Origin of the sequence: Actinoallomurus acaciae (assembly GCF_042429965.1) — a bacterium.
GTDB classification, from domain to species: Bacteria; Actinomycetota; Actinomycetes; order Streptosporangiales; family Streptosporangiaceae; genus Actinoallomurus; species Actinoallomurus acaciae.
On sequence record NZ_JBHLZP010000027.1, the window covers coordinates 1 to 24,577 of the forward strand.

25 protein-coding genes are annotated in these 24,577 nt (G+C 70.9%); 15 read left to right on the forward strand and 10 right to left on the reverse strand.

Going from position 1 to position 24,577, the window contains the following annotated elements; all coding sequences use genetic code 11:
• Positions 1 to 324 precede the first annotated feature (324 nt).
• Positions 325 to 1,608, reverse strand: a complete 1,284-nt coding sequence (locus tag ACFFNX_RS05950; RefSeq protein ID WP_378196396.1) for a DivIVA domain-containing protein — start codon at positions 1,606 to 1,608, stop codon at positions 325 to 327.
• A gap of 219 nt (positions 1,609 to 1,827) precedes the next feature.
• A complete protein-coding gene (gene mce, locus ACFFNX_RS05955; protein WP_378196399.1) occupies positions 1,828 to 2,265 on the reverse strand; it encodes a methylmalonyl-CoA epimerase in 438 nt (145 codons plus the stop codon).
• An 84-nt stretch (positions 2,266 to 2,349) separates the two neighbouring features.
• Between mce and ACFFNX_RS05960 the strand changes: the two genes are divergently transcribed.
• Entirely contained in the window at positions 2,350 to 3,531 is a 1,182-nt protein-coding gene (locus tag ACFFNX_RS05960; protein ID WP_378196402.1) for an acetyl-CoA C-acetyltransferase, read from the forward strand.
• A gap of 5 nt (positions 3,532 to 3,536) precedes the next feature.
• On the forward strand, positions 3,537 to 4,496 hold the full coding sequence (gene meaB / locus ACFFNX_RS05965) for a methylmalonyl Co-A mutase-associated GTPase MeaB (RefSeq protein WP_378196405.1): 960 nt from the start codon (positions 3,537 to 3,539) through the stop codon (positions 4,494 to 4,496).
• Positions 4,497 to 4,520: 24 nt separating this feature from the next.
• On the opposite strand, the gene ACFFNX_RS05970 is transcribed toward meaB, so the two are convergent.
• From ACFFNX_RS05970 to ACFFNX_RS05980, 3 genes are all read right to left on the reverse strand, one after another.
• The gene (locus tag ACFFNX_RS05970; RefSeq protein WP_378196408.1) at positions 4,521 to 6,149 is read right to left on the reverse strand and encodes an MprF family protein; all 1,629 of its coding nucleotides are present in this window, start codon (positions 6,147 to 6,149) and stop codon (positions 4,521 to 4,523) included.
• Positions 6,150 to 6,317: 168 nt separating this feature from the next.
• Positions 6,318 to 7,004 (reverse strand): DUF4230 domain-containing protein, encoded by a 687-nt coding sequence (locus tag ACFFNX_RS05975; RefSeq protein ID WP_378196411.1) that lies wholly within the window; start codon positions 7,002 to 7,004, stop codon positions 6,318 to 6,320.
• Positions 7,005 to 7,060: 56 nt separating this feature from the next.
• Positions 7,061 to 7,834 carry a DUF2127 domain-containing protein gene (locus ACFFNX_RS05980; protein ID WP_378196414.1) on the reverse strand — a complete coding sequence of 258 codons (774 nt, stop codon included), beginning with the start codon at positions 7,832 to 7,834 and terminating at the stop codon, positions 7,061 to 7,063.
• A 109-nt stretch (positions 7,835 to 7,943) separates the two neighbouring features.
• Here ACFFNX_RS05980 and ACFFNX_RS05985 point away from each other — a divergent pair, with 109 nt between their 5' ends.
• From ACFFNX_RS05985 to ACFFNX_RS05995, 3 genes are read left to right on the forward strand one after another with little or no spacing between them, the layout of a single operon-like run.
• Positions 7,944 to 8,246, forward strand: coding sequence for an ArsR/SmtB family transcription factor (locus tag ACFFNX_RS05985; protein WP_378196417.1), 303 nt, complete (start codon positions 7,944 to 7,946; stop codon positions 8,244 to 8,246).
• The gene (locus ACFFNX_RS05990) at positions 8,236 to 8,745 is read left to right on the forward strand and encodes a YbaK/EbsC family protein (protein WP_378196420.1); all 510 of its coding nucleotides are present in this window, start codon (positions 8,236 to 8,238) and stop codon (positions 8,743 to 8,745) included. The genes ACFFNX_RS05985 and ACFFNX_RS05990 overlap by 11 nt, the downstream gene beginning before the upstream one ends.
• A gap of 40 nt (positions 8,746 to 8,785) precedes the next feature.
• On the forward strand, positions 8,786 to 9,157 hold the full coding sequence (locus tag ACFFNX_RS05995; protein WP_378196423.1) for a cupin domain-containing protein: 372 nt from the start codon (positions 8,786 to 8,788) through the stop codon (positions 9,155 to 9,157).
• 5 nt (positions 9,158 to 9,162) lie between these two features.
• On the opposite strand, the gene ACFFNX_RS06000 is transcribed toward ACFFNX_RS05995, so the two are convergent.
• Positions 9,163 to 10,410 (reverse strand): hypothetical protein, encoded by a 1,248-nt coding sequence (locus ACFFNX_RS06000; protein WP_378196426.1) that lies wholly within the window; start codon positions 10,408 to 10,410, stop codon positions 9,163 to 9,165.
• Entirely contained in the window at positions 10,403 to 11,086 is a 684-nt protein-coding gene (locus ACFFNX_RS06005) for an ATP-binding cassette domain-containing protein (RefSeq protein ID WP_378196429.1), read from the reverse strand. Before ACFFNX_RS06005 ends, ACFFNX_RS06000 begins: the two co-directional genes overlap by 8 nt.
• Before the next feature lie 275 nt (positions 11,087 to 11,361).
• Here ACFFNX_RS06005 and ACFFNX_RS06010 point away from each other — a divergent pair, with 275 nt between their 5' ends.
• The 5 genes from ACFFNX_RS06010 (at position 11,362) to ACFFNX_RS06030 (ending at position 16,800) form a co-directional block, all read left to right on the forward strand.
• Positions 11,362 to 11,868 carry a MarR family winged helix-turn-helix transcriptional regulator gene (locus tag ACFFNX_RS06010; protein ID WP_378196432.1) on the forward strand — a complete coding sequence of 169 codons (507 nt, stop codon included), beginning with the start codon at positions 11,362 to 11,364 and terminating at the stop codon, positions 11,866 to 11,868.
• 106 nt (positions 11,869 to 11,974) lie between these two features.
• Entirely contained in the window at positions 11,975 to 13,642 is a 1,668-nt protein-coding gene (gene icmA / locus ACFFNX_RS06015; protein ID WP_378196435.1) for a coenzyme B12-dependent isobutyryl-CoA mutase large subunit, read from the forward strand.
• 92 nt (positions 13,643 to 13,734) lie between these two features.
• Positions 13,735 to 14,661, forward strand: a complete 927-nt coding sequence (locus tag ACFFNX_RS06020) for a tetratricopeptide repeat protein (protein ID WP_378196438.1) — start codon at positions 13,735 to 13,737, stop codon at positions 14,659 to 14,661.
• Positions 14,662 to 14,688: 27 nt separating this feature from the next.
• Complete coding sequence (locus tag ACFFNX_RS06025) at positions 14,689 to 15,318, forward strand: cytidylate kinase-like family protein (protein WP_378196441.1); 630 nt, start codon at positions 14,689 to 14,691, stop codon at positions 15,316 to 15,318.
• Positions 15,319 to 15,408: 90 nt separating this feature from the next.
• Entirely contained in the window at positions 15,409 to 16,800 is a 1,392-nt protein-coding gene (locus ACFFNX_RS06030) for an NAD-dependent malic enzyme (protein ID WP_378196445.1), read from the forward strand.
• On the opposite strand, the gene ACFFNX_RS06035 is transcribed toward ACFFNX_RS06030, so the two are convergent.
• Positions 16,801 to 17,652 (reverse strand): SDR family oxidoreductase, encoded by an 852-nt coding sequence (locus ACFFNX_RS06035; protein WP_378196448.1) that lies wholly within the window; start codon positions 17,650 to 17,652, stop codon positions 16,801 to 16,803. It abuts the gene before it with no gap.
• 96 nt (positions 17,653 to 17,748) lie between these two features.
• On the opposite strand from ACFFNX_RS06035, the gene ACFFNX_RS06040 reads away from it, so the two are divergent.
• Positions 17,749 to 18,168 (forward strand): MarR family winged helix-turn-helix transcriptional regulator, encoded by a 420-nt coding sequence (locus ACFFNX_RS06040; protein WP_378196451.1) that lies wholly within the window; start codon positions 17,749 to 17,751, stop codon positions 18,166 to 18,168.
• A gap of 107 nt (positions 18,169 to 18,275) precedes the next feature.
• On the opposite strand, the gene ACFFNX_RS06045 is transcribed toward ACFFNX_RS06040, so the two are convergent.
• Entirely contained in the window at positions 18,276 to 18,953 is a 678-nt protein-coding gene (locus ACFFNX_RS06045) for a hypothetical protein (protein WP_378196454.1), read from the reverse strand.
• A 153-nt stretch (positions 18,954 to 19,106) separates the two neighbouring features.
• Between ACFFNX_RS06045 and ACFFNX_RS06050 the strand changes: the two genes are divergently transcribed.
• The 4 genes from ACFFNX_RS06050 (at position 19,107) to ACFFNX_RS06065 (ending at position 22,858) form a co-directional block, all read left to right on the forward strand.
• Complete coding sequence (locus ACFFNX_RS06050) at positions 19,107 to 19,682, forward strand: YqgE/AlgH family protein (RefSeq protein WP_378196457.1); 576 nt, start codon at positions 19,107 to 19,109, stop codon at positions 19,680 to 19,682.
• 4 nt (positions 19,683 to 19,686) lie between these two features.
• Complete coding sequence (locus ACFFNX_RS06055) at positions 19,687 to 19,929, forward strand: DUF3039 domain-containing protein (RefSeq protein WP_378196460.1); 243 nt, start codon at positions 19,687 to 19,689, stop codon at positions 19,927 to 19,929.
• An 82-nt stretch (positions 19,930 to 20,011) separates the two neighbouring features.
• The gene (locus ACFFNX_RS06060; RefSeq protein ID WP_378196465.1) at positions 20,012 to 20,992 is read left to right on the forward strand and encodes a zinc metalloprotease; all 981 of its coding nucleotides are present in this window, start codon (positions 20,012 to 20,014) and stop codon (positions 20,990 to 20,992) included.
• 99 nt (positions 20,993 to 21,091) lie between these two features.
• Complete coding sequence (locus tag ACFFNX_RS06065) at positions 21,092 to 22,858, forward strand: DEAD/DEAH box helicase (RefSeq protein WP_378196468.1); 1,767 nt, start codon at positions 21,092 to 21,094, stop codon at positions 22,856 to 22,858.
• 1,070 nt (positions 22,859 to 23,928) lie between these two features.
• Here ACFFNX_RS06065 and ACFFNX_RS06070 read toward each other — a convergent pair.
• A complete protein-coding gene (locus ACFFNX_RS06070; RefSeq protein WP_378196471.1) occupies positions 23,929 to 24,519 on the reverse strand; it encodes a TetR/AcrR family transcriptional regulator in 591 nt (196 codons plus the stop codon).
• Between the last annotated feature and the right edge of the window lie 58 nt (positions 24,520 to 24,577).

A 24,577-nucleotide genomic window follows, 5' to 3' on the forward strand; every position in this document is an offset into this window, starting at 1 on the left:
CGGCGGGGGGCCACGAGGTCCGTCTTCGCGGCACCCGGCGCGCTCGGGTCCGTTCCCACCGCGCCGGGCGCGCCCGGCCTCGACGCTCCGTCATCGGAGCCGGTCCCATTCTGGCCGGCCGACGCCTCAGCGCGGCGCCGGTCCCGGGCCAGCAGGCCTCGGTCCGCGCGCCGGTCGCTCTGCGGGAGTTCCCCAGGCACCCTTCACCTCCCGTGGAGTGCCCCAAATTACGGCAAAAAGCCTAGAGGAAATTTCCTCTAGGCTTTCCGCCGTCTCGCGTTATGTTGCGGGATTCCCCGCGTTATTCAGCGTGTGCGCTGGTGGTCACTCCTGCCACCAGTCGTCATCGTCGTCCTTCTTGCGCGGCTGGGACTGCTGCTGCGCCTTCGGCTGTGGGGCCGCCTTGGGCTCGGCAGCGGCGAGCGCGGGCTTCTCCGGCGGAGCGGCGATGGCCTCGTCGCCACCCGGGGTGGCGACGCCGCCGATGAGCTGGCGCAGCTGGTTGAGGTGGCTGGTGATGCTGTCGCGCTGGCGGGTGAGCTCGTCGACCTGGCGCTGCGCGGTGGTGCGCATCTTCTCGGCCTCGGACTTGGTGTCCGACAGGAGCTGTTCGGCCTGGGCCTTGGCCTCGGCGATGACCGAGTCGGAGTTCTTCCGGGCGTTCGCGACCAGCTGCTTGGCGTGGCTGTCGGCCTCGCGGCGGGTCTGCTCGGCCTGCTGGGTGGCCTTGGTGGCGCGCTGCTCGGCGGAGGCGGCGCGCTGCTCGGCCTCGGCGACGAGCTTCTGCGTCGCGCTCTGCGCGGCGGCGTGACGCTCGGCGTCCTGGCGCTCGGCCTCCTCGCGGCGGGCCGCGAGCTGGATCTCGAACTCGGCCTCGGCCTGGCCGCGCTGGGCCTCGCTCTCCTCGAGGATGCGCTGGGCCTGGGCCCGCATCTCGTCGGCCTGGCGCTTGGCCGTGGTGAGGATCTCGTCGCGCTCACGCTTGGTGGACGCCCGCAGCTGGGCGACCTCACGCTCGGTCGTGGTGCGGAGCTTGGCGATCTCGCGCTCGGCGGCGGCGCGCTTCTCGGCGACCTCGTGGTCGGCGATGGCGCGCAGCTTGGCCACCTCACGCTCGGTCGTGGAGGTCAGCTCGTCGGCCCCGCGGCGGGCGGCCGTGCGCACCTCCTCGGCCTCGCGCTCGGCCATGTTGCGCATGTCCTCGCCCTCGCGCTGGGCGGTGGCGCGGAGCTCGGCGGCCTCGTTCTCGGCGGTGGCGCGGTGCTCGGCGGCGTCGACCTTCGCCGCGGCCTTGATCTCGTTGGCCTCGGACCGTGCCGCCTGCACGAGCTCGGTGGCCTGTTCCTCGGCGAGGCGGAGCAGTTGCTCGATGCGCGCGCCGAGACCGGAGTAGGTGGGCCGCTCCTGCTCCTGCAGCTGGCGATGCGCGTCGGAGAGTTCGCGCTGCATCGCCTGGGCCTGCTCGCGGCTCTGGCGGACCTCGTTGTCGAGCTGCTTGATGTGCTCTTCGACCTGGTGCCGGTCGTAGCCGCGAAGCACCACGTCGAACTCGCGTGGGGGCGTGTCTTCGAAGAAGTTACTGAGCTGGGCGTCGATGTCGGACTGCATGAGGCTCAATCCTGCTGTGACGAGACGGCTACCGGTGGGTGGAGATGTCGGATCATGGCCGCGCGAATACTGCGTGTTACGGGGTATTGCACGCGCTGGACCACTTCCGGCGACAGCAGCGTACTCCGGACACTGCCGTGTTGGGGGCTCAACTTGACGCCCTGGGTGAAATGTCTTGGTTGTTACAAATAGTAAGATGTTGTGTCGACCCTCGGACCCTCAAAGAGGATCTTCCGACGCCTGGACCAGCTCGGTCAGCACCCCTCCGACATCCTTTGGATGCAGGAATGCGATGGAGGCTCCCATCGACCCATGGCGAGGACGCTCATCGAGCAGGCGCACGTGCTTCGCCCCGATCGCCTCGAGCGCGGCCGCGACGTCGTCCACACCGTAGCCGACATGGTGCACGCCCTCGCCGCGCTTGGCGAGGAACTTGCCCACCGGCGTGTCCGGGCCCAGCGGCTCCAGCAGCTGGACGTACGAGGAGCCGGACGGGCCGTCGGCGACGTGGAGCATCGCCTCTTTCACGCCCTGCGCCTCATTGACCTCGCGTGATGCCACGACCAGGCCGAACGTCGACTCGTAGAAGGCGATCTTGTCCTCGAGGTCGTGACAGGCGATCCCGACGTGATCGATGCGGGTGAGTCCGGTGAACATGGCGTTGGCCTCCCAGGAAGTGCACTGTCCCCGTGTGGGTATGTTGGCAAACGTCGTACCGCTCGGGTGCTGGAGGTCTTGTCCATGGCCGGATCCGTCATCGTCGCCGGGGCGCGCACGCCCATCGGCCGTCTGCTCGGTTCCCTGAAGGGGTTCGCCGCCGTCGATCTCGGCGCGCTCGCGATCAAGGCGGCGCTCGAACGCGCGGGCGTCACCGGCGACCAGGTCGACTACGTGATCATGGGGCACGTACTCCAGGCCGGCGCCGGTCAGATCCCTTCGCGTCAGGCCGCGGTCAAGGCCGGGATCCCGATGAACGTCCCGTCGCTGACGATCAACAAGGTCTGCCTGTCGGGCCTCGACGCGATCGCGCTCGCCGACCAGCTCATCCGGGCGGGCGAGTTCGACATCGTCGTCGCGGGCGGCATGGAGTCGATGACCAACGCACCGCACCTGCTCCCGAAGTCGCGGCACGGCTACAAGTACGGCTCGATCGAGGTGCTCGACGCGACCGCGCACGACGGGCTCACCGACGCCTTCGACGGCGTCTCGATGGGCGAGTCGACCGAGCACCACAACGCCAGGCTCGGCATCACCCGCGAGGAGCAGGACGAGTTCTCCGCCCGCTCGCACCAGCGCGCCGCCGCGGCGGCCAAGAACGGTCTGTTCGACGACGAGATCGTCCCCGTCGAGATCCCGCAGCGCAAAGCGGCGGAGCCGATCGTCTTCAAGAACGACGAGGGCATCCGCGCCGACACGACCGCCGAGTCGCTCGGCCGGCTGCGGCCCGCCTTCAGCAAGGACGGCACGATCACCGCCGGGTCCTCCTCGCAGATCTCCGACGGCGCGTGCGCGGTCGTCGTCATGTCCAGGGCCAAGGCCGAGGAGCTCGGCCTCACCTGGCTCGCCGAGATCGGCGCGCACGGCAACGTCGCGGGCCCGGACAACTCCCTGCAGTCCCAGCCGAGCAACGCGATCAAGCACGCGCTCGGCAAAGAGGGGCTCGAGGTCGGCGACCTGGACCTCATCGAGATCAACGAGGCGTTCGCCTCGGTCGGCGTCCAGTCGATGCGCGACCTCGGCGTGGACGAGACCAAGGTCAACGTCAACGGCGGCGCGATCGCGCTCGGCCACCCGATCGGCGTGTCCGGCGCTCGCATCGTGCTGCACCTGGCGTACGAGCTGCGCCGGCGCGGCGGCGGCGTGGGCGCGGCCGGGCTGTGCGGCGGCGGCGGCCAGGGTGACGCCCTCATCCTGAAGGTCTGACCGCGGTGGCGCGTAAGGCCGACGTCGACGACCTGGTCGCGCGGGCGCGCAAGGGCGAGCCTCGTGCGGTCGCGCGGCTCATCACCCTGGTCGAGAACGCCTCGCCGCAGCTCCGCGAGGTCATGGCGGCGCTGAACCCCCTCGCGGGCCGGGCGCGTGTCATCGGCCTGACGGGCTCGCCGGGGGTGGGCAAGTCGACCTCGACCAACGCGCTGGTACGGGCGTTCCGCGCCCAGGACCTGCGGGTCGGCGTGCTCGCCATCGACCCCTCCTCGCCGTTCACCGGAGGCGCGCTGCTCGGCGACCGCGTGCGCATGCAGGACCACGCCTCCGACACGGGTGTCTTCATCCGCTCGATGGCCAGCCGTGGCCATCTCGGCGGGCTGGCGTGGGCGGCGCCCCAGGCGATCCGGGTGCTCGACGCGGCCGGCTGCGACGTGATCCTGGTCGAGACGGTCGGCGTCGGCCAGGCGGAGGTGGGGATCGCCTCGCTCGCCGACTCCACCATCGTGCTCGTCTCGCCCGGAATGGGCGACTCCATCCAGGCGGCCAAGGCCGGCATCCTGGAGATCGCGGACATCTTCGTGGTGAACAAGGCCGACCGCGACGGCGCCCAGCAGACCGTGCGCGACCTGCGCAACATGATCGCGCTGGCCGCGCCGGAGGGCTGGAAGCCGCCGATCGTGTCGACGGTGGCGGTCAAGGACGAGGGCGTCGCCGACGTCGTACGGAGGCTGGACGAGCACCTCGCGTGGATGGAGGAGACCGGCGAGCTGGGCCGGCGGCGTCACGCCCGCGCGCGCGACGAGGTCGAGGCGATCGCCGTCACGACGCTCCGCGAGCGCATGGGCGACCTGCACGGCCACCAGCGCCTCGACGTCCTGGCCGAGAAGGTGCTGGAGGGTTCCTGCGACCCGTACGCCGCCGCCGACGAACTGGTCGAGGGCCTCACCGAGTCCGGCTGACCGGCCGCCGGGAGCGGGCCGTCATCAGCCCGTGCTGATCGGCAGCGCGTAGGGCTCCTCGGGCGCGGCCTCGGCGTGCCGCCGGCCGCCCTCGCCGGCCGTACGCCAGTGCCCGAACTCCAGCGTGAGCAGCGCCACCGCGATCGGCAGCAGGCTCGTCCACGAGGGGAACACCACCGTGCGCCCGACGTAGCGCGGCTGGAACTTGCGGTTGAACAGGTACAGCGACTCGACCTTCACGAACCGGTCGAGCAGGTGGATCACGTGGTACGTGCCCTGTTCCAGAACGCCGCGGTCCTCGGTCTCGAACAGCTCGCGGAACGCCGCGAAGTTGAGCGACACCTCGTCCACGTCGTGCTCGCCCGCGTACTCCATGATGTCGGCGATCATGCGTTCGTTGAGGCCGTTCGGCGAGCCCGGCGCGCGGCGCATCACGTCGAGTGACAGGCGGTGGGCCGACGCGCTCGGCAGGTAGCGCTGGAAGCCCACCGGGGCGCCGTCGGCGTCACGGGCCACCACGAGGACCGGGAAGGCGTGCCGCCCGGTGAGCAGCCCGTCCATGTTCATCGAGAAGCCGCGTTCCTCCACGCCGCCGAGCGCGTCGGTGGCGAGCGCGCGCAGCCGTTCGCGGTCCTCCTCGGGCAGCGCGCCCTCGGGCAGGACCTCGGTGGTCACGCCGGCGTTGTGGGTACGGCGCACCGCCTGGCGCACGTTGCGCATGCTCCGGCCGCTCAACCCGAACTCGCCGGGCGTGAGCAGGACCTCGTCGCCGATGCCGATCGCGCGCATGCCGTACGGGGTCCACAGGTCGAGCAGGTCCTCGCGGGCGCCGAGCACGGCCATCCGCCAGCCGGATCGGCGGGCCAGCGCGACGAACGCGGCCACGGCGTCGGGGTAGGAGTGCGGGTCGCCCACCGGGTCCGCGCCCGCGGCGGCGACGCCGAACAGGACGCGGTAGCCGATCACCGCGCGGCGGTCGGGGCTGAAGACGTAGGACTTGTCGCCGCGCAGCAGGAACGGCGCCAGAGTGTCGGAGCCGTCGGCGTCGACCAGGCGCGCGGCCTCGGCGCGCTCCTCGTCGGTGCCGGGCGGCGGTGCGGGCGGCGGCGAGAGCAGCGTGACGAACATCGCGAGCAGGCCGGCGCCGCCGAGGACGCCGAGGCTGGCCAGGAACCAGTGGTCGGCCGAGCCGTCGAAGTGCAGCGGGCCGGACCCGGAGGCGCTCAGCCCGGCGAGGATCTCGCGCCCGGCCTCGCCCGGGGAGGGGACCGGCGTGATGTGGTGCCGCTGGACGATCAGGATGACCAGCCCGTACGCGACGGCCACTCCGTATGTGACCAGGCCGGCGCGCACCGCGGCGCGGAACCGGCTCGGCGTGGTGTCGAACTCGCTGCGGTAGCGGACGAAGCCCGCCGCCGCCACGCCGAGGATCAGCAGGCGGCCGAACTCGCGCACGTTGAGCGCGTCGAGCATGGACAGGATGGTGAGCGCGAGGACGACGTAGTACGCGACACGGCGGCGGAACAGCAGCCCGCGGGCGGCGGCCAGCAGGATCAGCGCGAGGAGCAGCTCCTGGCCTCCGGGGAACAGGTCGCCGATGAGGAGCTGCGCGGGCCGCGGAGAAAAGGAGGGGACGAGAGCGGGAAGGCCCACCGCGACCGAGGCGGCCGCGACGGGTACGGCGAACGGCCATGTCGGCCGTCTTACCGGGCCATGCGCGAGCGTTGCCGCTTCTGCTGCGATCGACACAGCGAACCACCCCGACTCGTCCCCAACCACGCCTCATGGAGAGGTATTCCCCGGGTGATCCTTCGCCTTCATTCAGGATGATGTGGCAAAAGTCACCGTAACGGTTTTGAAGCCCAGAGCCTTCAACATGTTCGTCAGCATCTGCTTCGTGTTCGCGTCGGCACGCTGCGCGAGTCCGCTGGAGTTCGCCGCGTCCTGGATCTTCTGTGCCGCCAGGACGTACAGCTGCTGCTGCTGGTTGGGGTTGGAGCTGAAGAAGTCGCCGAAGCGGTCGAACAGGCCGCGCTGGCGGGCGAAGACGTAGCTGCGCTTGGGGTCGAGGTTGGTCTTCTCCAGCTGGGCGTGGGGCATGCGCACGGTCACGGTCTCGCGCGTCTTGTCGACGGTGAGGGCTCCGTTGCCGATGTGGGAGAAGTCGACGTAGGCGTCGACGCTGCCGTTGCCGACGAAGAGCGTGCGCTCGCCGCGCAGCGCGCTGGGGAGGAACTTCGCGTCCTTCTCCAGGTCGACGACGACCTGGTAGTTGCCGCTCGCCGCCTCGTACCGGGACAGGTTCTGGATGGAGTTCAGCACGACGGGCGCGCTGCGGTCCTTGGTCGTCTCACCGAACGGGTTCAGCCAGTGCGGCAGCTGGTGCGCCGCCTGCAGGCCCGCGTAGACGAGTGCGACGAGTACGACGACGACGGCGACCGCGCGCAGGACGGGCCTGCGGGGACGCTCGGATATCTGTGTGTCCTCGGTTGTGTCCGAGTGCGCCATTTCGCATCACCTCTGGGTTTTGCTCAACCCGGCTATTCCCCAGATAGACGCGAAAGTCACCCCGCCGGCTCCGCGTGTGATGTGACCGCCGCCTGTTCGACCTCGATCAGTGACTCGCCGCGCCGCCGGGCCTCGTACGCCTCCTTGCCGCCGCGGATGCCGAACAGCCGCTTGGACACCAGCAGGTACACCACGAGACCTGCGTTGATCACCAGCGCGCCCGCGCGGACGGCGGTGATCCGCTCGGTCAGCTCGTAGATCTCGAACGGCAGCCCGCAGGAGGTGGCGACCACGGCGAAGTATTCGCCCCAGCGCTTGAGCAGCCACAGGCCGACCGCCTCGATCAGCTCGACGAGGCCGTAGGCGAGCAGGCCGAGGGCGAACCAGGTCAGCGTGCTGGACTTGAGGACAAAGACGTGGCGGATGCTCTCCACGACGTGGGAGTTGTCCAGATCCCACCCGACCTGGCGGGCGATGGGCTTGAGGAGCGGGATCTCCTTCTCGAAGACCTTCTCGATGGACCCGCGGTGGGCGGAGAACCGCCACACGCCGTACGCCGCCGCGGCGATCACCAGGCCGCGGATCACCCGCTCCAGCGCGAAGAACCGCATGACGAGCGCGTCGCGCAACTCGCGCCCGCGCATGACGAGCGGTGCCCGGTCGGCCGGTCCGCCGCCGTGGGGCTCCCCATGGACGTAGGTCCCGCAGCGCAGGCACCGCCACGCCTCGCCGGCCGGCGTTTCGACGTGCAGCCGGTCGCGCAGGGCGGCCTCGTCCGGCGCGTACGTGATGTGGCCCTTGCGGGCGCAGGTGAGCAGGCTCCAGTCCACGGGGCTGACGATAGTCAACATTACGGACGCGTGTGGTGCTCCTGAGATCACCGGCCGTATTCGGGAGAGCACCCTAGACAGGTAGTTAGCTAATTGGCATACTGCCTAAATGCTCGACGTGGACCTGATCAAGGCGCTGGCGAGTGACAAGCGGCTGCTGATCCTGGAGTGGCTGCGCGACCCCGAGCGTCACTTTCCGCCGCAGCAGGACGGGGATCTGGTGCGCGACGGCGTCTGCTCGCTGTTCATCGCCGACAAGCTCGGCGTGAGCCGGCCGACGTGCGGCGAGCACATGAAGATCCTCAGCCAGGCCGGACTCGTACACGGCAAGAAGATCAAACAGTGGGTGTTCTACCGGCGCGACGAAGATCGCATCGCCGAGGCGAAGGAGCTGTTGAGCGGTGACTGGTGATCCACAGACCGTGGCGTCCGCGCCGGCCCGTTACGACCGCCTGGTGGCGGACCTGGACGCCGCGGGCGCACGGTACCGGCTGATCGACCATGCGCCCGAGGGACGCACCGACCTGGTCAGCGCCCTTCGCGGGCACGACGTCGCGCATGCCGCGAAATGTCTGGTCGTCATGGTCAAGATCGGTAAGAAGCGGACCCGCTACGTGCTGGCCGTGGTGCCCGGCGACGCCCGGCTCGACCTGCAGGCGGTGAAGGCGCTCCTGGAGGGGACCTATGCGACCTTCGCGAGCCGGGACAGGGCCGAGGACCTGGCCGGCAGCGTCAGCGGCACCGTGCTGCCGTTCAGCTACGACCCGCGGCTCGAGCTCATCGCGGATCCGTCGCTGCTCGACGCGCCGGAGCTGTTCTTCAACGCCGCGCGCCTGGATCGCTCGATCGCCCTCGCCACCGACGACTACGTACGCGTCGCCGCGCCGCGGATCGCGCCCATCACCGCCTGACCGCGCGTCCACGACGGGCGCACCGAGGAGGAGCAACGCCATGGGAAATCCCGAGTACGCCATCCACTACGAGCCGCTGTTCACCACGCTTCAGACCATGGACGTGCAGGCGCTGATCGACCAGGTCGACGAGCCCTGGTACAACCAGACCCTGCTGGAGGTGGGCGGGGTTCTCGTACGCCTCGGCGTCATGCAGGGCGAGTTCCACTGGCATGCGCACGACGACCAGGATGAGTTCTTCTTCGTCCTGGACGGGCGGTTCCGCATCGAGCTCGAAGGCGCCGACACCGTCGAACTCGGACCCCGGCAGGCCTTCGCCGTCCCCGCCGGAATGCGACACCGGCCGGTCGTCCCGGTCCGCAGCGCCGTGCTCATGATCGAGAAGGCCGGCGTCGTCGCCACCGGCGACTGAACCGCTCAGACGGTGCGGAAGTCCAGGCCGCGCAGGGTGCAGGAGCGGTAGCGCGCGTAGTGGAGGCGTAGCCAGTGGCGGCGGTGCGCCTCGGCCCAGCGGCCGAAGGCGCGGGCGGCCGCCGCGTCGGGCATGCGGGGCGGGGTCTCGTCGAGCAGCCAGGCCGACACCAGCGCGGTGTAGCGCACGCCGACGGCGTGTGCGGGGTTGCCGCAGGTGCGGGCGTCGAGGAGGCTGATCTGGATCTCCTGCTCCGCGCGGTGTTCGTACCCCGGGGACAGGTCCGTGAGGTGGATGTAGACCACGCCGTGCCCGGGGCGCGGGAAATCGTTGTCGGGCCGGTGTTCGACCCGTGTGAAGCCGCCCGGCGTGCCGCTCAGGCGTGTGGCCAGCGGGGTCAGGGCGGCCTCCAGCGACGGAAGCGCCGAGCGCAACGCCGGGTGCACGCACACGGTCAGCGGCCACTGCCGGCAGGAGTACTCGAACGCGCGGGGCGCGAGCGGCGTGCGCTGCTGGGCGTGGATCCACAGGGTGGTGAGGGTGATGAGGATCACCGCAGCCACGAGAGGCAGGGCGAGCCGCGCCCGCCGCGTCAGCGTCCACAGGTAGCCGCCGACCAGGAGCCCGCCGAAGCCGAGCGACCACAGGGCCTGTGCGGCGAGCAGCTCGGTGCGCAGGCCGGCGAACGGATGGATGTGCTCGACCCCCGGCGGCGGCAGCAGGTACGTCCACGTGCCCGGGCGGGCGATGCCCCACAGGCAGGTGACGGCGGCCGCCGCGGCGACCGTCGGCAGCCGGGGGACCGCGCGGCCCGCGAGGTCGCCGATCACCGTGTAGTCCAGCAGTGTGAGCGCGCCCGCCAGCAGCCCGACCACCTGCGGGTGCCCGGCCTCGACGTGCAGCAGCGTCTTCACCACGACCACCGCGGCCACGACCGCGTACGCGCTCAGCGAGACGACGCCGAGCAGCGTCAGGTCCAGCAGCGGCCCGAGCGCCGGCGACCGGGCGCTCAGCCCCCGCAGGTAACCGAGCCGGTGTTCGCGCAGCGCCACCCAGGCGGCGAGGGCCGCGGAGGCCGGCCCGAGGACGCGCACCGACGCGAACAGCGCGGCGACGGCGTCGTCCCAGTACGCGACGCCGGGCAGCAGGGCGTGCCAGGCCGCGATCGCGCCGAGCAGCGCCAGGGCCGGGACGGCCAGGAACGGGGCGGTGCGGCGGGCATCGATCCGCAGCACCCGCCCCAGGTCAGACACCGGCCGGCACCCGGGACCACGTTCGGGAGACCTCCAACGACTCGATCAGGCGAGCGCGGACGATGGTGAAGACGCGGTCGCACCACCCCGTCAGCTCCGCCGGGTCGGGCGCGGTCACGACCACGGCCGGGGCGAGCCCGCGCAGCACGCCGATCAACTCGTCGCGCTCCGGATCGGCGATGGATCCGAGTGGTTCGTCCAGGAACACCAGATCGGGCCGGTGCACACAGGTCGCCGCGAGCCCCGCACGCAACCGCAGATCGGCGGGCAGCATGTCCATCTCAAATTCCGCGGCATCGGTCAATTCAAATCGCTCCAAAATCGCCTCGACCGCGTCCTTCGGCGTGGCTTTGAAATAGGCGGCGTAGGCGACGTACTCGCGGGCGGTGACCCCGGCCGCCCAGCCGAACCGGTGCGGCAGCAGGCCCAGGCGCGGGCGCACCGCGCGCTGCCCGGCCGGCCCGGTCACGTCGTGGCCCAGCAGCTCCAGCTCGCCCACGCTGGGCCGGCGCAGCGTGGCCAGCGTCGTGAGCAGAGCGGACCTGCCCGAGCAGGGCGGACCCGCGAGCCCGACCACCCCCGAGGTGATGCCGAACGTGGTGGGACGCAGGATCCACCGCCCCCCGCGGCGGATCCCCATGTCCCGTGCCACGATCGTGGAGAAATCCGCGATCATTTACTACCCCCCGAAATCTCGGTGCGCGCTCGAGGCTAGAAGCGGATCAGCCCAATGAACGGCCGCGTCGACGCCCCCCTTTGCCGTCGCCGCACGCACCGACAACGGAACTATAACTTGCCTTGGTGATGACTGTCAGCGTTGTTGTGTCCGCCGGTGTCGTTAGCAATGATTCGAGGAGTATGCAGGAAACAATTGTAGTTATAGGTCGGTAAATGTCGGATGCCTGCGCCGGATCGCCGGGGGCCGCCGTGCCCAGGCGCTACCGTGTCCGGGTGCCCAAGCCGCTCAACCTCCCCTTCGACCCCATCGCCCGAGCCGGTGACCTCTGGGAACGCCGCTGGGGGCGCTCGCCCGCCATGCTCGCCGTCACGTCGATCATGCGCGCCCAGGCGATCCTCATCGCCGAGCTCGACGCCCGCCTCAAGCCGTACGAGCTGACCTTCGCCCGCTACGAGGCCCTCGTGCTGCTGACGTTCAGCAGCAAGGGCGCCCTGCCGCTCTCCAAGATCGGCGAACGGCTGATGGTGCACCCGACGAGCGTGACCAACACGATCGACCGGCTGGAGAGACAGGGATACGTCCTCCGCCGCCCGAACCCGCGTGACGGCCGGGGCGTGCTCGCCGAGATCACCCCGAGTGGCCGCGACACCGTCGAGCGCGCCACCCGTGACCTCATGGCCGCCGACTTCGGCCTCGGCGCGTACGACGCCGAGGAGCTGGGAAACATCTTCGATGTGCTGCGGCCGCTGCGGGTGACCGCGGGCGACTTCCAGGACTGACCGGGCTCCCCACGCCGTGCCGGGGACCGGCTCGTGGTGACTCTGTGACTCAGATTACTAGGACGTCCTAGTATCTTGGAGTGAGGAGCAACCCGGAGGAGCGCTCATGGACATGCAGGACATTGAGGAGGGCCGCCGACGCTGGCAGGAGCGGTTCGACGCGTCGCGCAAGAGGGACGCCGACTTCACGACGCTTTCCGGCGCCGAGGTCGAGCCGGTCTACGGTCCGCCGGCCGCCGACCCCAGGTTCGAGCGCATCGGCTGGCCGGGGGAGTTCCCCTACACCCGCGGCCTGTACGCCACCGGCTACCGCGGGCGGGCCTGGACGATCCGGCAGTTCGCCGGCTTCGGCAACGCGCGCCAGACCAACGAGCGCTACAAGATGATCCTCGCCGCCGGCGGCGGAGGGCTGTCGGTCGCCTTCGACATGCCCACCCTCATGGGCCGCGACTCCGACGACCCCCGCTCCCTCGGCGAGGTCGGCCACTGCGGCGTCGCGATCGACTCGGCCGCCGACATGGACGTGCTGTTCGACGGCATCCCGCTCGGTGAGACCACGACCTCCATGACGATCTCCGGCCCGGCCGTGCCGATCTTCTGCATGTACCTCGTGGCGGCCGAGCGGCAGGGCGCCGACATCCACGGCCTGGACGGCACGCTGCAGACCGACATCTTCAAGGAGTACATCGCGCAGAAGGAGTGGCTGTTCGCGCCTGAGCCGCACCTGCGCCTCATCGGCGACCTGATGGAGTACTGCGCCGCCGAGATCCCGGCGTACAAGCCGCTGAGCGTCTCTGGCTACCACATCCGCGAGGCCGGGGCCACGGCCGCGCAGGAGCTCGCCTTCACGCTCGCGGACGGCTTCGGGTACGTCGAGCTGGGCCTGTCGCGGGGCCTGGACGTCAACGCCTTCGCGCCCGGCCTGTCGTTCTTCTTCGACTCCCACATCGACTTCTTCGAGGAGATCGCCAAGTTCCGCGCCGCGCGGCGGATCTGGGCCCGCTGGATGCGCGACGTGTACGGCGCGACGTCGGAGAAGGCGCAGTGGCTGCGGTTCCACACCCAGACCGCCGGAGTGTCGCTGACCGCGCAGCAGCCCGACAACAACGTCGTGCGCACCGCGGTGGAGGCGCTCGCCGCCGTCCTCGGCGGCACCAACTCCCTGCACACCAACGCCCTGGACGAGGTGCTGGCGCTGCCGAGCGAGAAGGCCGCCGAGATCGCCCTGCGCACCCAGCAGGTGATCATGGAGGAGACCGGCGTCGTCAACGTCGTCGACCCGCTGGGCGGCTCCTGGTACATCGAGGCGCTCACCGACCGGATCGAGGCCGACGCCGAGAAGATCTTCGCCCAGATCAAGGACATGAGCCCGGACGACTCGATGACCGGCGGCATCCTGCGCGGCATCGAGGAGGGCTGGTTCATGGCCGAGATCGCCGACGCGGCCTTCGTCTACCAGCGGCAGCTCGAAAAGGGCGAAAAGCACATCGTCGGCGTCAACCGCCACACGCAGAGCATCGAGGAGCCACTGGAGATCCTGCGGGTCAGCCACGAGGTCGAGCGCGAGCAGAATCGCCTCCTGGCGGCCCGGCGGTCCGAACGCGACCAGGCCGCCGTGGACGCCGCGCTGACCCGCATGATCGAGGTCGGCCGTACGGAGGAGAACCTCATCCCGGCCATGCTCGACGCCGCTCGCGCCGAGGCCACCCTGGGCGAGATCTGCGGCGCTCTGCGCGACGAGTGGGGGAGCTACTCCGAGCCCGCCCGCTTCTGAGCCGCCGTCCGGAGCGGCCGCCCGACACCCCGTCCGGGGATAGGAGGCGGCCGCTCGTACGCATTCGCCGGTGTATGCGGCAGGATGGATGCATGACGTCATCGGACTTCTCGTTGCACGGCGCCGTCGACCTGGGCGCCCGGCAGGCCGCGGCGAAGCGGGCGCAGCAGCGCCCGGCGTCCGCGGGCGCCTCCACCTCCGTCATCGACGTGACCGATGCGACGTTCAACGCCGAGGTCATCGACAGGTCGCGTACGGTTCCGGTGCTCGTCGACTTCTGGGCCGACTGGTGCCAGCCGTGCAAGCAGCTCGGCCCGATCCTGGAGAAGCTCGCGAACGAGGCGGCCGGGAGCTGGGTGCTGGCCAAGGTCGACATCGACGCGAACCCGGGCCTGGCCCAGCAGCTCAGCCGCATGGGCGTGCAGGGCATCCCGTTCGTCGCCGCGGTGGTCGCCGGCCAGATGCTGCCCGTGCTCAACGGCGCCGCGCCCGAGCCGCAGGTGCGCCAGGTCCTCGACCAGCTGTTCGACGCGCTGCGTGAGCAGGGCCTGATGCCCGAGGGCGCCGAGGGAGCCGGAGGCGCCGAGGTGCCTCAGGAGCCCGCCGGCGACCCCCTCCAGACCGAGGCCGAGGCCGCACTCCAGCGCGGCGACCTCGACGCGGCGGCGAGCGCGTTCGGCAAGATCCTCGAGTCGGCGCCGACCGACGCGTACGCCAAGAGCGGCCTGGCCCTGGTCGATCTGCAGCGCCGGGTGGTCGCCCTCGACCCGCAGCAGGCGCGCAAGGACGCGGCCGACCGCCCGGACGACGCCGAGGCCCAGACCCGCGTCGCCGATCTCGACCTCGTCGAGGGGCGCGTGGAGGAGGCCTTCGACCGGCTGATCGGCACCGTGCGCCGCACCTCCGGCGACGATCGTGACCTCGTGCGCAAGCACCTGCTGTCGCTGCTCGAGGTGCTGCCGCCCGACGATCCCCGTGTGGGGCAGGCACGGCGCCGGCTCGCGTCGGCGCTGTTCTGACCGGACGCGGACGGGAATCATCCGGTCATGGCCGGCGTCGTGACGATCTCCGCGACGTTCGGCGCGGGGGGTAGTGTCATCGGCCCCGCGGTCGCCGAGCACCTCGGCGTGCCCTTCGTCGACCGGGCCATCCCCTACACCGTGGCCGCGGAGATCGGCTGTTCGCTCGACGAGGCCTTCGACCACGACGACCGTGCCGAACGCGGCCTCGGCCGCATCCTGTCCAGCGCCGCGCGGCTGCCCAACGTCACCCTCGGCGGGGACGCCTACCTGCCGGAGCACGGCTTCGTGCCGGAGGAGGAGTTCCTCGTCCGCACCGAGAACGTGATCAAGCAGATCGCCGAACGCGGGGGCGGGGTGATCCTCGGCCGCGCGTCCCAGCTCGTGCTCGCCGGCCGTCCGGGCACCCTGCACGTACGCCTCGACGGCCCACGCCGGCGGAGGCTGGCGAACGTACGGGAGTCGCTGGAGGTGTCCGAGCGGGAGGCGGAGCGGCTCCTCGACGACAACGACCGGGCGCGGAACGCGTACGTCAAGCATTTCTACCGGGCCGATCCGGCCGACCCGGCGCTCTATGATCTGGTCATCGACAGTACGCGGCTGGCGGCGCCGGCCTGTGCCGACATCATCGTGACGGCAGCGCTCGCCATGCCCTGAAGACGAAGCCGACGCCCGAGGCCCGGACCCCGCCCGACGCGTGAAATCATCGCGAGGCGAAGCCCTGACCAGGCAAAAGGAGCATTTGACGTGGCGACCGTGCCCAGCGTGTCCTACTCGATCACCGTCCGCCTCGAGGTCGCGGCGGGCGGCAAGGCGGTGAGCCAGCTCACCGGTGCGGTGGAGCAGGCCGGCGGCATCGTCACCGCCCTCGACCTCACCCCGGCCGGCCATGACCGGCTCCGCATCGACGTCACCTGCGCCACCCGCGACACCGAGCACGCCCAGGAGATCGTCGACGCGCTGGAGCAGGTCGACGGCGTCACCATTCACAAGGTCAGTGACCGCACGTTCCTCATGCACCTCGGTGGCAAGATCGAGATGCAGTCGAAGGTGCCGCTGCGCAACCGCGACGAGCTGTCGATGGCCTACACCCCAGGCGTCGCGCGGGTCTCGCTGGCGATCGCCCGTAACCCCGACGACGTGCGTCGCCTGACCGTCAAGCGCAACAGCGTCGCCGTGGTCACCGACGGCTCGGCCGTGCTCGGCCTCGGCAACATCGGCCCGGAGGCCGCCCTCCCGGTCATGGAGGGCAAGGCGGCGCTGTTCAAGCGGTTCGCCGGCATCGACGCCTGGCCGATCTGCCTCGACACCCAGGACACCGACGAGCTGGTCCGTACGGTGCAGATCCTCGCGCCGGCGTTCGGCGGCATCAACCTGGAGGACATCTCCGCGCCGCGCTGCTTCGAGGTGGAGCGCCGGCTGCGCGACCTGCTCGACATCCCGGTCTTCCACGACGACCAGCACGGCACCGCGATCGTCGTGCTGTCCGCGCTCATGAACGCCATGCGCGTGGTGGGCAAGGACCTCGCCGACGTGCGCGTGACGATGGCGGGCGCGGGCGCCGCCGGCACGGCCGTGCTCAAGCTGCTCCTGCACGCGGGAGTCAAGAACGTCGTCGTCTGCGACTACCGCGGCGCGGTGCACACCGGCCGCGACGACCTGGACGAGTCGCTGCGCTGGATCGCCGAGAACACCAACCACGAGGGCTACTCCGGCGACCTGCGCGGCGCGGTGCGGGGCGCCGACGTGTTCATCGGCGTCTCGGCACCCGGCATCCTCACCGGTGAGGACATCGCCACGATGAACGAGGGCTCGGTGGTGTTCGCCCTGGCCAACCCCGACCCCGAGGTCGACCCGGCGGAGGCGCGCGAGCACGCGGCCGTGGTCGCCACCGGCCGCAGCGACTACCCGAACCAGATCAACAACGTGCTGGCGTTCCCGGGCGTCTTCCGCGGCCTGCTCGACGCCCAGAGCCGTACGGTCACCCAGGACATGCTGCTCGCCGCGGCCCGCGCGCTCGCCGAGGTCGTCACGGACAAGGAACTCGGCCCGAACTACATCGTGCCGAGCGTGTTCCACGCGGACGTGGCGCACGCCGTGGCGGCGGCCGTGCAGCAGGCGGCCACCGAGGCGCGCTAGTCATCCCCGCAGGGCGTCGCGGTTGCGCTCGCACCAGTCGGCGAAGGTGCGGGGGCGGCGGCCGAGCAGGCGTTCCACGGTGTCGGTCCGGACTCCGGTGGTGTCGGCCCGCATGACCGCCGCGGCCTCGAGGACGGCGTCGGCGAGTGGCTTGGGAGCGCCGCCGGGGTAACGGGACCGGACGATCTCCTCGGGGGTGGTCGCGGCGCGGACCTCGATGTCGCGGCCGATCGTGTCGGCGATGATCTGAACCTGCTCGGCCGTGGTGAGGGCCTCGTCGCCGGTGAGGACGTAGGTCCGGCCCTCGTGGCCGTCCTGGGTGAGGACGGCGGCGGCGACGGCGGCGATGTCGGCCGGGTCGATGGCCGCGGCCCGGCCGGGGCCGATCGCGTCGACGACGTACCCGTTCTCGCGGATGGAGGGCGCCCATTCGAGGGCGTTGGTGGCGAAGCCGCCGGGGCGCAGGATCGTCGCGGGTACGCCGGACGCCTCCAGGAGGCGCTCGCGTTCGCGGTGCCAGCGGCCCATCGCGGGCACCGGGTCTCCGTCGGCCCAGATGGACGACAGCAGCACGATGTGCCGCACGCCCGCGTCGCGGGCCGCGGTGATGGCGTTCGCGGCCTGGTCGACGCCGATGCCCGGGGTGAGCAGGAAGAGCCGGTCGACGCCGTCGAGGGCGGGAGTGAGCGTCGCGGGCTCGTCCAGGTCGCCGACCACGCGCCCGGCACTCGTGGGCAGACCGGCCGCGCGGGCCGGGTCGCGGACCAGGACGCGGACCTTCGCCTTCGCCGCGTCGAGCTCTCGCACCAGCTCACGGCCGATTCTTCCGGTGGCCCCTGTGATCAGTATCATCGTTGCTCCTAGTCGTTTGCCGTCTAATGACTGACCCGGAGAACGTTAACCGGCAAATGATTAGCCGTCAATCGATCTGCCCGTACGGAGGCGGCGATGCCCGAGTTCCTCGACCTGCACAGCAAGACGACGAAGGTGCTGCGTGCGCTGGCCGAGAACGCCATGCGCCGCCACGGCCTGCACCAGGGCCAGAACCACCTCCTGGCGGTGCTGTGGGAGCGCGACGGCAGTACGCCCGGCGAGATCGCCGCCGCGCTGCACGTCACCACGCCCACCGTCGTCAAGATGGCCACGCGGATGAGCGCCGCCGGCCTGCTCACCCGCCGCCGCGACGAACGCGACAGCAGGCTGGTCCGGCTCTGGCTGACCGACGCGGGCCGGATGCTTCAGGAGCCGGTCGAGGCCGAGCGCCGCGGCCTGGAGGAGAAGGTCACCGCCGACCTCACCGAGGCCGAGCGCCGCTGCCTGCTGACCGCCCTGGCCAAGGTCCACAAGTCGGCGAGCGACCTGCTGTGAGCGGCGTCAGCGCCCGGCGTGGCCCGTGAGCAGGGAGATCACGCCGTGCGCTGAGTCAGCCGGTGGCCCGGTCGGCGACGATCGGGACGGTCCCACGCCGGGAGACGTCACTTGTCGCCGAACATCTTGTCCTTGCGGCCCGGCCACTGGCGGCCGTACCAGAAGACGATCAGGCCGGTCAGCATCGCGGCGACACCCGTGGCGACCCTGGCGATGATCATCCCGCTGTCCGGGCCCGTGTGCGGCAGCGTGTGGCCCGGTGTCCTGCGGGCGCAGTGCGCCGTACGGTCGAGGGTCTTGACCGGGACGTTGTGCCAGGTCACGGCGATCGTGGTCGCGTGGTCCTCCTTGATGGTCAAGGTGGACTTGCGGGTGGCGCCCGCCGGGATGCGGTCGGCCACCGAGATCGAGCCGTCGGTGGTGATGGTGTAGTCCTCGGTCGACCCGCCGCCGTTGGTGACCGACACCAGCACGCTGCGGCCGGGGCACCGGACGGTGCCGATGGCGACCTTCAGCGGCGCGTTCGGCGTCACCGACGGCACCGGAGGCGTGACCGGGTTCTTGCTGGGGGTCCGGCTCGACCGCGTCGGCGAGGGCCGATGTGTGGGCGTGTGGGACGGCTTGGCGGACCTGGAGGGAGAGGCCGAGGGCGACGCCGAGACGTTGGGAGAGGGCGTGGCGCTCGTCAGCTGTGAGGGTGAGGAGTCGTTCACCAGCATCGGGATGATGATGAGCGCCCCGACGACAAAGAACACGGCCGCGATAACGACCCTGGAAAGCTGCATCGGGGGTCCTCCGTAGGTGGGGGGCACACCTTCGTGATCTAGTTTGTGATCTAGGCCCGTATTCTGCCGATTACCCAAGGGCCATGGGCGCGTAACCGACGTACTCGGCCGTGGACTGTTCGCATGCGGGCCCCGGCACAGGATGATTGAGTCATGGACGACGGGATAATCGCGGGCCGTCTGCTCGTCGCTACTCCACGGCTGGCCGACCCGAACTTCCGGCGCAGCGTGGTGCTTCTCGTGGAGCACGAGGACGACGGCGGCACGCTGGGAGTCGTGCTCAACAGGCCCACCGAGGTGCCCGTCGAACAGGTACTCCCGCCCTGGTCGGAGTTGGTGACAGGTCCGTCCGTGGTCTTCCAGGGCGGCCCCGTCGCGCTCGACAGCGCACTGGCGCTCGCCCACATCCCCGGCACCGACGAGCCGCTCGGCTGGCGGGCGCTGAACGGCAGCCCCGCCGTGGCCCGCGTCGGCCTCGTCGATCTCGACGCGCCACCGGAGCTGCTCGCCACCGAGGTCACGAAGCTGCGAGTTTTCGCCGGGTATGCCGGATGGGGGGTTGGCCAGCTCCGGTCAGAGGTCGAAGACGGCGCCTGGTACGTCCTGCCGGCGGAGTCCGAGGACGCGTTCCGGGACGATCCCGGACGCCTGTGGCAGGACGTTCTGCGGCGTCAGGGCGGCGATCTGGCGTTCGTCGCGACGTTTCCCGAGGATCCGTCACTAAACTGAGCCCGTGAGTACGAAGATCCTTCCTGAGAGCGACACCCGGCCGGACCTCTCCCACGGCGACGGGGGTCACGAGCGCTTCGCGCACTACGTGCAGAAGGACAAGATCATGGAGAGTGCCGTCAGCGGCACGCCCGTGATCGCGCTCTGCGGCAAGGTGTGGGTGCCGAACCGCGACCCCAAGAAGTACCCGGTCTGCCCGGAATGCAAGGAGATCTACGAGTCGATGTCGGGCGACGACGGCGAGTGAGCGTCAAATCGGCTTGACGGACCCGCGCGTCGGGCGTTCCACGGCGCGCTGAGGTCTAACCTCTCCGTCTCGGGGGGAATCCATGAGGCGGAGAGTCCTGTGGGGCCTGTTCGGAGTCGTTCTCGCGTCGTGCGCCACGGCGTCGGCCGACACCTGCGCGCCGACGGCCCGGGGGACGTCCTGCCTGCGGCGCGCCTCCGCCGCCGCACTCCGCGGCGTCCGCCCCCGCGATTCGGACGACCTGTCGCCGTCGCAGGTCAAAGCGATGCTGCGCGACTTCACCGAGACCCTGGGCCGCCGGTACGGGGTCGGTGACGAGCGGCAGCTGGAGTCGAGCCGGCGGCTCGCGGGCCGCATCGTCGTCCCGGTGCGCTTCCACGTCATCACCGACGGGCGGAGCGGCCGGCTGACCACGGCGACCGTCGACCAGCAGATCCGCAGCCTCAACGCCGCGTACGGGGGCACCACGGGCGGCGCCGACACCGGGGTGTCGTTCCGGCTCGTCAGCTCCGACGTCGTACGCAACGCCGACTGGTTCGAGCGGCCGCACGAACTCCAGGACCAGATGCTGGGCGCACTCGTCAAGGGCGGCCCCGGGACGCTGAACCTCTTCACCGCCGCGGTCGGCTCGGAGGTGCTCGGCTTCTCCGCGTTCCCCCAGGCGTACCGCCTGCGGCCCACGCTGGACGCCGTGGTCGTCGACTACCGCAGCGTCCCCGGGGGAGCCTTCACCCACTTCAACCGCGGCTACACGGCGGTGCACGAGACCGGGCACTGGCTGGGGCTGTTCCACCCGTTCGAGAACGGCTGCGTCCCGCCCGGCGACGGCGTGGACGACACCCCGTACGAGAGCACGCCGACCACGGGCTGCCCCTCGGTCAAGGACACCTGCCCGCAGCCGGGCACCGATCCGGTGCACAACTTCATGGACTACGCCTGGGACCCGTGCATGACCTCGTTCACGCCCGGCCAGGGCCTGCGCATCCGCGCGATGTGGGCGGCCTACCGCGCGGGCCGCAGCGGCGCCCAGACCGCGCTCACGCAGGCCCGCGGCGGGCCGTGAACAGGCCGGCGAAACCCCTAACACGAGCCGCCGTGGTTGCTGTGGATCACATCACGCTCGGCATGTCCTGTCAGTGCTTACGGGTAGCCTCTCTTCACCGTGAGCACGTTCGCCGCATCCGACACCCCTCCCGCGCTGCCCGGCCGGGCGCCCTGGGGCACCGCCCCGGCGCTGCGTGCCTGGCAGCAGGCCGCGCTGGAGGAATACTTCCGGTCCGAGCCCCGTGACTACCTCGCCGTCGCCACGCCCGGCGCGGGCAAGACGACCTTCGCGCTGCGACTGGCGGCCGAGCTCATGGGGCGCCGGGTGGTCGACCGGATCACCGTCATCTGCCCGACCGAGCACCTGAAGCGCCAGTGGGCCGAGTCGGCCGCGCGCGTCGGCATCAAGATCGACCCGGAGTTCAAGAACGCGCACGGCCGTACGGCCAAGGACTTCGTCGGCGTCGCCGTCACCTACGCCCAGGTCGCCGCCCACCCGGCGCTGCACCGCGGCCGTACGGAGAACCGCCGCACCCTCGTGATCATGGACGAGGTCCACCACGCGGGCGACGGCAAGTCGTGGGGCGACGCGATCCGCGAGTCGTTCGACCCGGCCACGCGGCGGCTCGCGCTCAGCGGCACGCCGTTCCGCACCGACATCAACCCGATCCCCTTCGTCACGTACGAGGAGGGGCCCGACGGCGTCCGCCGCAGCCGCGCCGACTACACCTACGGCTACGGCCCGGCGCTGGCCGACGGGGTGGTCCGGCCGGTGATCTTCCTGGCGTACGCGGGGGAGATGCGCTGGCGCACCCGCGCCGGAGACGAGATCACCGCGACGCTCGGCGAGCCGCTGACACAGGACCAGATGTCCCAGGCGTGGCGTGCCGCGCTCGACCCCAAGGGCGAGTGGATCCAGCAGGTGATCGCCGCCGCCGACCGCCGGCTGACCGAGGTGCGCCGCGGCGTGCCCGACGCGGGCGGCCTGGTCATCGCGAGTGACCACGAGGCCGCGCGGGCGTACGCCAAGATGATCCGCAACGTGACCGGCGCCGGGGCGACCGTGGTGTTGTCCGACGACCCGTCGGCGAGCCGCAAGATCAAGCAGTTCGGCGAGTCCGAGGACCGCTGGATGGTCGCCGTGCGCATGGTCTCCGAGGGCGTCGACATCCCGCGGCTCGCCGTCGGCGTCTACGCGACCTCCACCTCGACCCCGCTGTTCTTCGCCCAGGCGATCGGCCGTTTCGTCCGTGCGCGACGGCGCGGCGAGACCGCCTCGGTGTTCCTGCCGTCGGTGCCGACCCTCATGGGCCACGCCGCGGAGATGGAGACCGAGCGCGACCACGTCCTCGACCGCCCCGTGCGTGAGGACGGCCTGGACGACGACCTGATCGCCGAGGCCAACCGTAAGCGCGACAATCCCGACGTCGGCGAAGAGCTCCCCTTCGAGACCGTCGAGGCGTCGGCCCACTTCGACCGAGTCGTCTTCGACGGCGGCGAGTTCGGCATGGGCGCCGCGCCGGGCTCGGCCGAAGAACAGGACTTCCTCGGCATCCCGGGCCTCCTCGAACCCGAACAGGTCACGAGCCTGCTGAAGCAGCGTCAGGCCGAGCAGCTGGCCGCCCAGCGCAAGAGCGGCGGGAAGGCGGCGAAGAAGGACGACCGCACGACCGCCGAGGACCTCCACGCGCTGCGCAAGGAGCTGAACAACCTGGTCGGCGCCTGGCACCACCGCACCGGCCAGCCCCACGGCGTGATCCACGCCGAACTCCGCCGCGTCTGCGGCGGCCCCCCGTCGGCCCAGGCGAGCACCGAGGACGTCCGCAAGCGCATCGCGAAGCTCCGCGAATGGGCCACCCGCCCAACACCACGCACGAAGGATTAGCGACCGCATACCGTCCAGCGGGGGCCTTAGGCGAGATCGGGCCCTGGGCGACCGCGCCAGGAGCGTCTGGGGCGGAAGCCGTCGTGGGGTTCGGCGTCCTGGCGGGGCTGTGTGATGGTGATGCCGTCGAACTGTGCGGGATGGTGGTCTTCCCGACGTATCGCTGTGCGGGCCTGGGGTGGTCGCCGCTGATGAGCGTTCTCGCGCGCGTCTATGGGTGTCACTGTGGGCGCGCACAACCGCTGCGCCCGCGTGCTGTACTCCGAGGGCTTCAGCGTCGCCGAGAGGCTGATCGGGGCGGTCGCCGAGGCCGGCGGCGCTCTTACGACCTCGTCAGCATGGCGTGCTACGCCCGACGGGCGGGCGCGAGCGGTCAGCGCGACTCGCGGACGCCGTTCGTGGTGACCGGTGGCCGCTCGGCGATGTCGCCGCCGATGTGACTCGTGCAGGCGATCGACGTCGGGCTCCCGGGTCCGCCTGTGCGGAGCGTCATCGCCCGTGGCACGATCCCAGAGCACCGCGAGCCGTTGGTGACCAGGTCGTCGGGTCCGTCGAGCGGCCGGACGTCGTCGCGGTTTAGGGGATCGCTCCCGACCAGCAGGGCGATCCCGGTCTCGATGCCCGAGGCGAGCAGGCACCCACAGCTGGCGCGCGGCCCCGATCGTCGTACGAGTCGGTACGGAACGGAAAATACCGGGCGGCTTTTTGGCGTGCCGGAAATAACGGCGAATAGGCAGTGAAAAATGTGGCGCCTTTGGCTGTATCGCGGCGTACGGCGAACCGGCCGGAGGCGGGTCGGGTGACCGGCCTCGGCAACACTCAGCCCAGGTCGACCGGCGCAGCGCGGCCGTCGCCTGCCGTCGGAGCCCGTGCCGGTGTCGCTGGACCTCTGTCGTGATCGGCGCAATGGCGGTGCCCTTTCTACCACCCGGCGCCTCTGGCGTTTTCCGGCGGAAACGGCGCGGTTCTGGATATTCGCGGTGGCATCGGTGGCATCGGTGGCGACCGGCGCTCGCGGATCGTGTCGGCCGAAGCGGGACGGCGCGGCGGGCGCCGCGGCCCCCCGGACCTCACGCGTCGGCCGTGGGCGGGCCGGTGATCGAGTGGGTCAGGCGGACGGCGGTCTCCGGGGTGAGTGGTGCGTGGCCGAGCAGGAGGCGGTACCACAGCAGGCCGTAGACCTGGTCGACCAACAGGTCGAGGTCGGCGTCGGCCGGGAGTTCGCCTCGGGATCGGCCCCGGGCCAGCAGGCCGTGGAACTCCTCTCGCCGTGCCGCGGCGAAGGCGCGCAGTCCATCCGCCGCCTTGTCGTCCCGCAGTGCCTCCGCCATCGTGCTCCGCAGCAGGGACGCGTTGCGCTCGACCGCCGCGAACGTCGCGGTCAGGAACGCCTCCATGTCGCCCGTCAGCGTTCCGGTGTCGAGTGGCGCGGCGTCGCGGCGGGCGCGTTCGACCATCGTCTCCAGCAGGAGTGCGCCCTTCGACGGCCACCAGCGGTAGATCGTGTGCTTGCTGACGCCCGCCTCGCGTGCGATGGCGTCCATCGAGATCGCCGCGTCGCCCCGCGAGGCGAGCAGGTCGGCGGCAGCGTCGAGCACGGCCTGGCGGACCGCGGGGTTGCGCCGCCGGCCGGTGTGCGGACGACGGCTCTCGGTTCCCATGACCGCAGACCGTACCACTTGACGGAACTCTCAGTTCCGGTAAAGCTTTTCCGGTAAT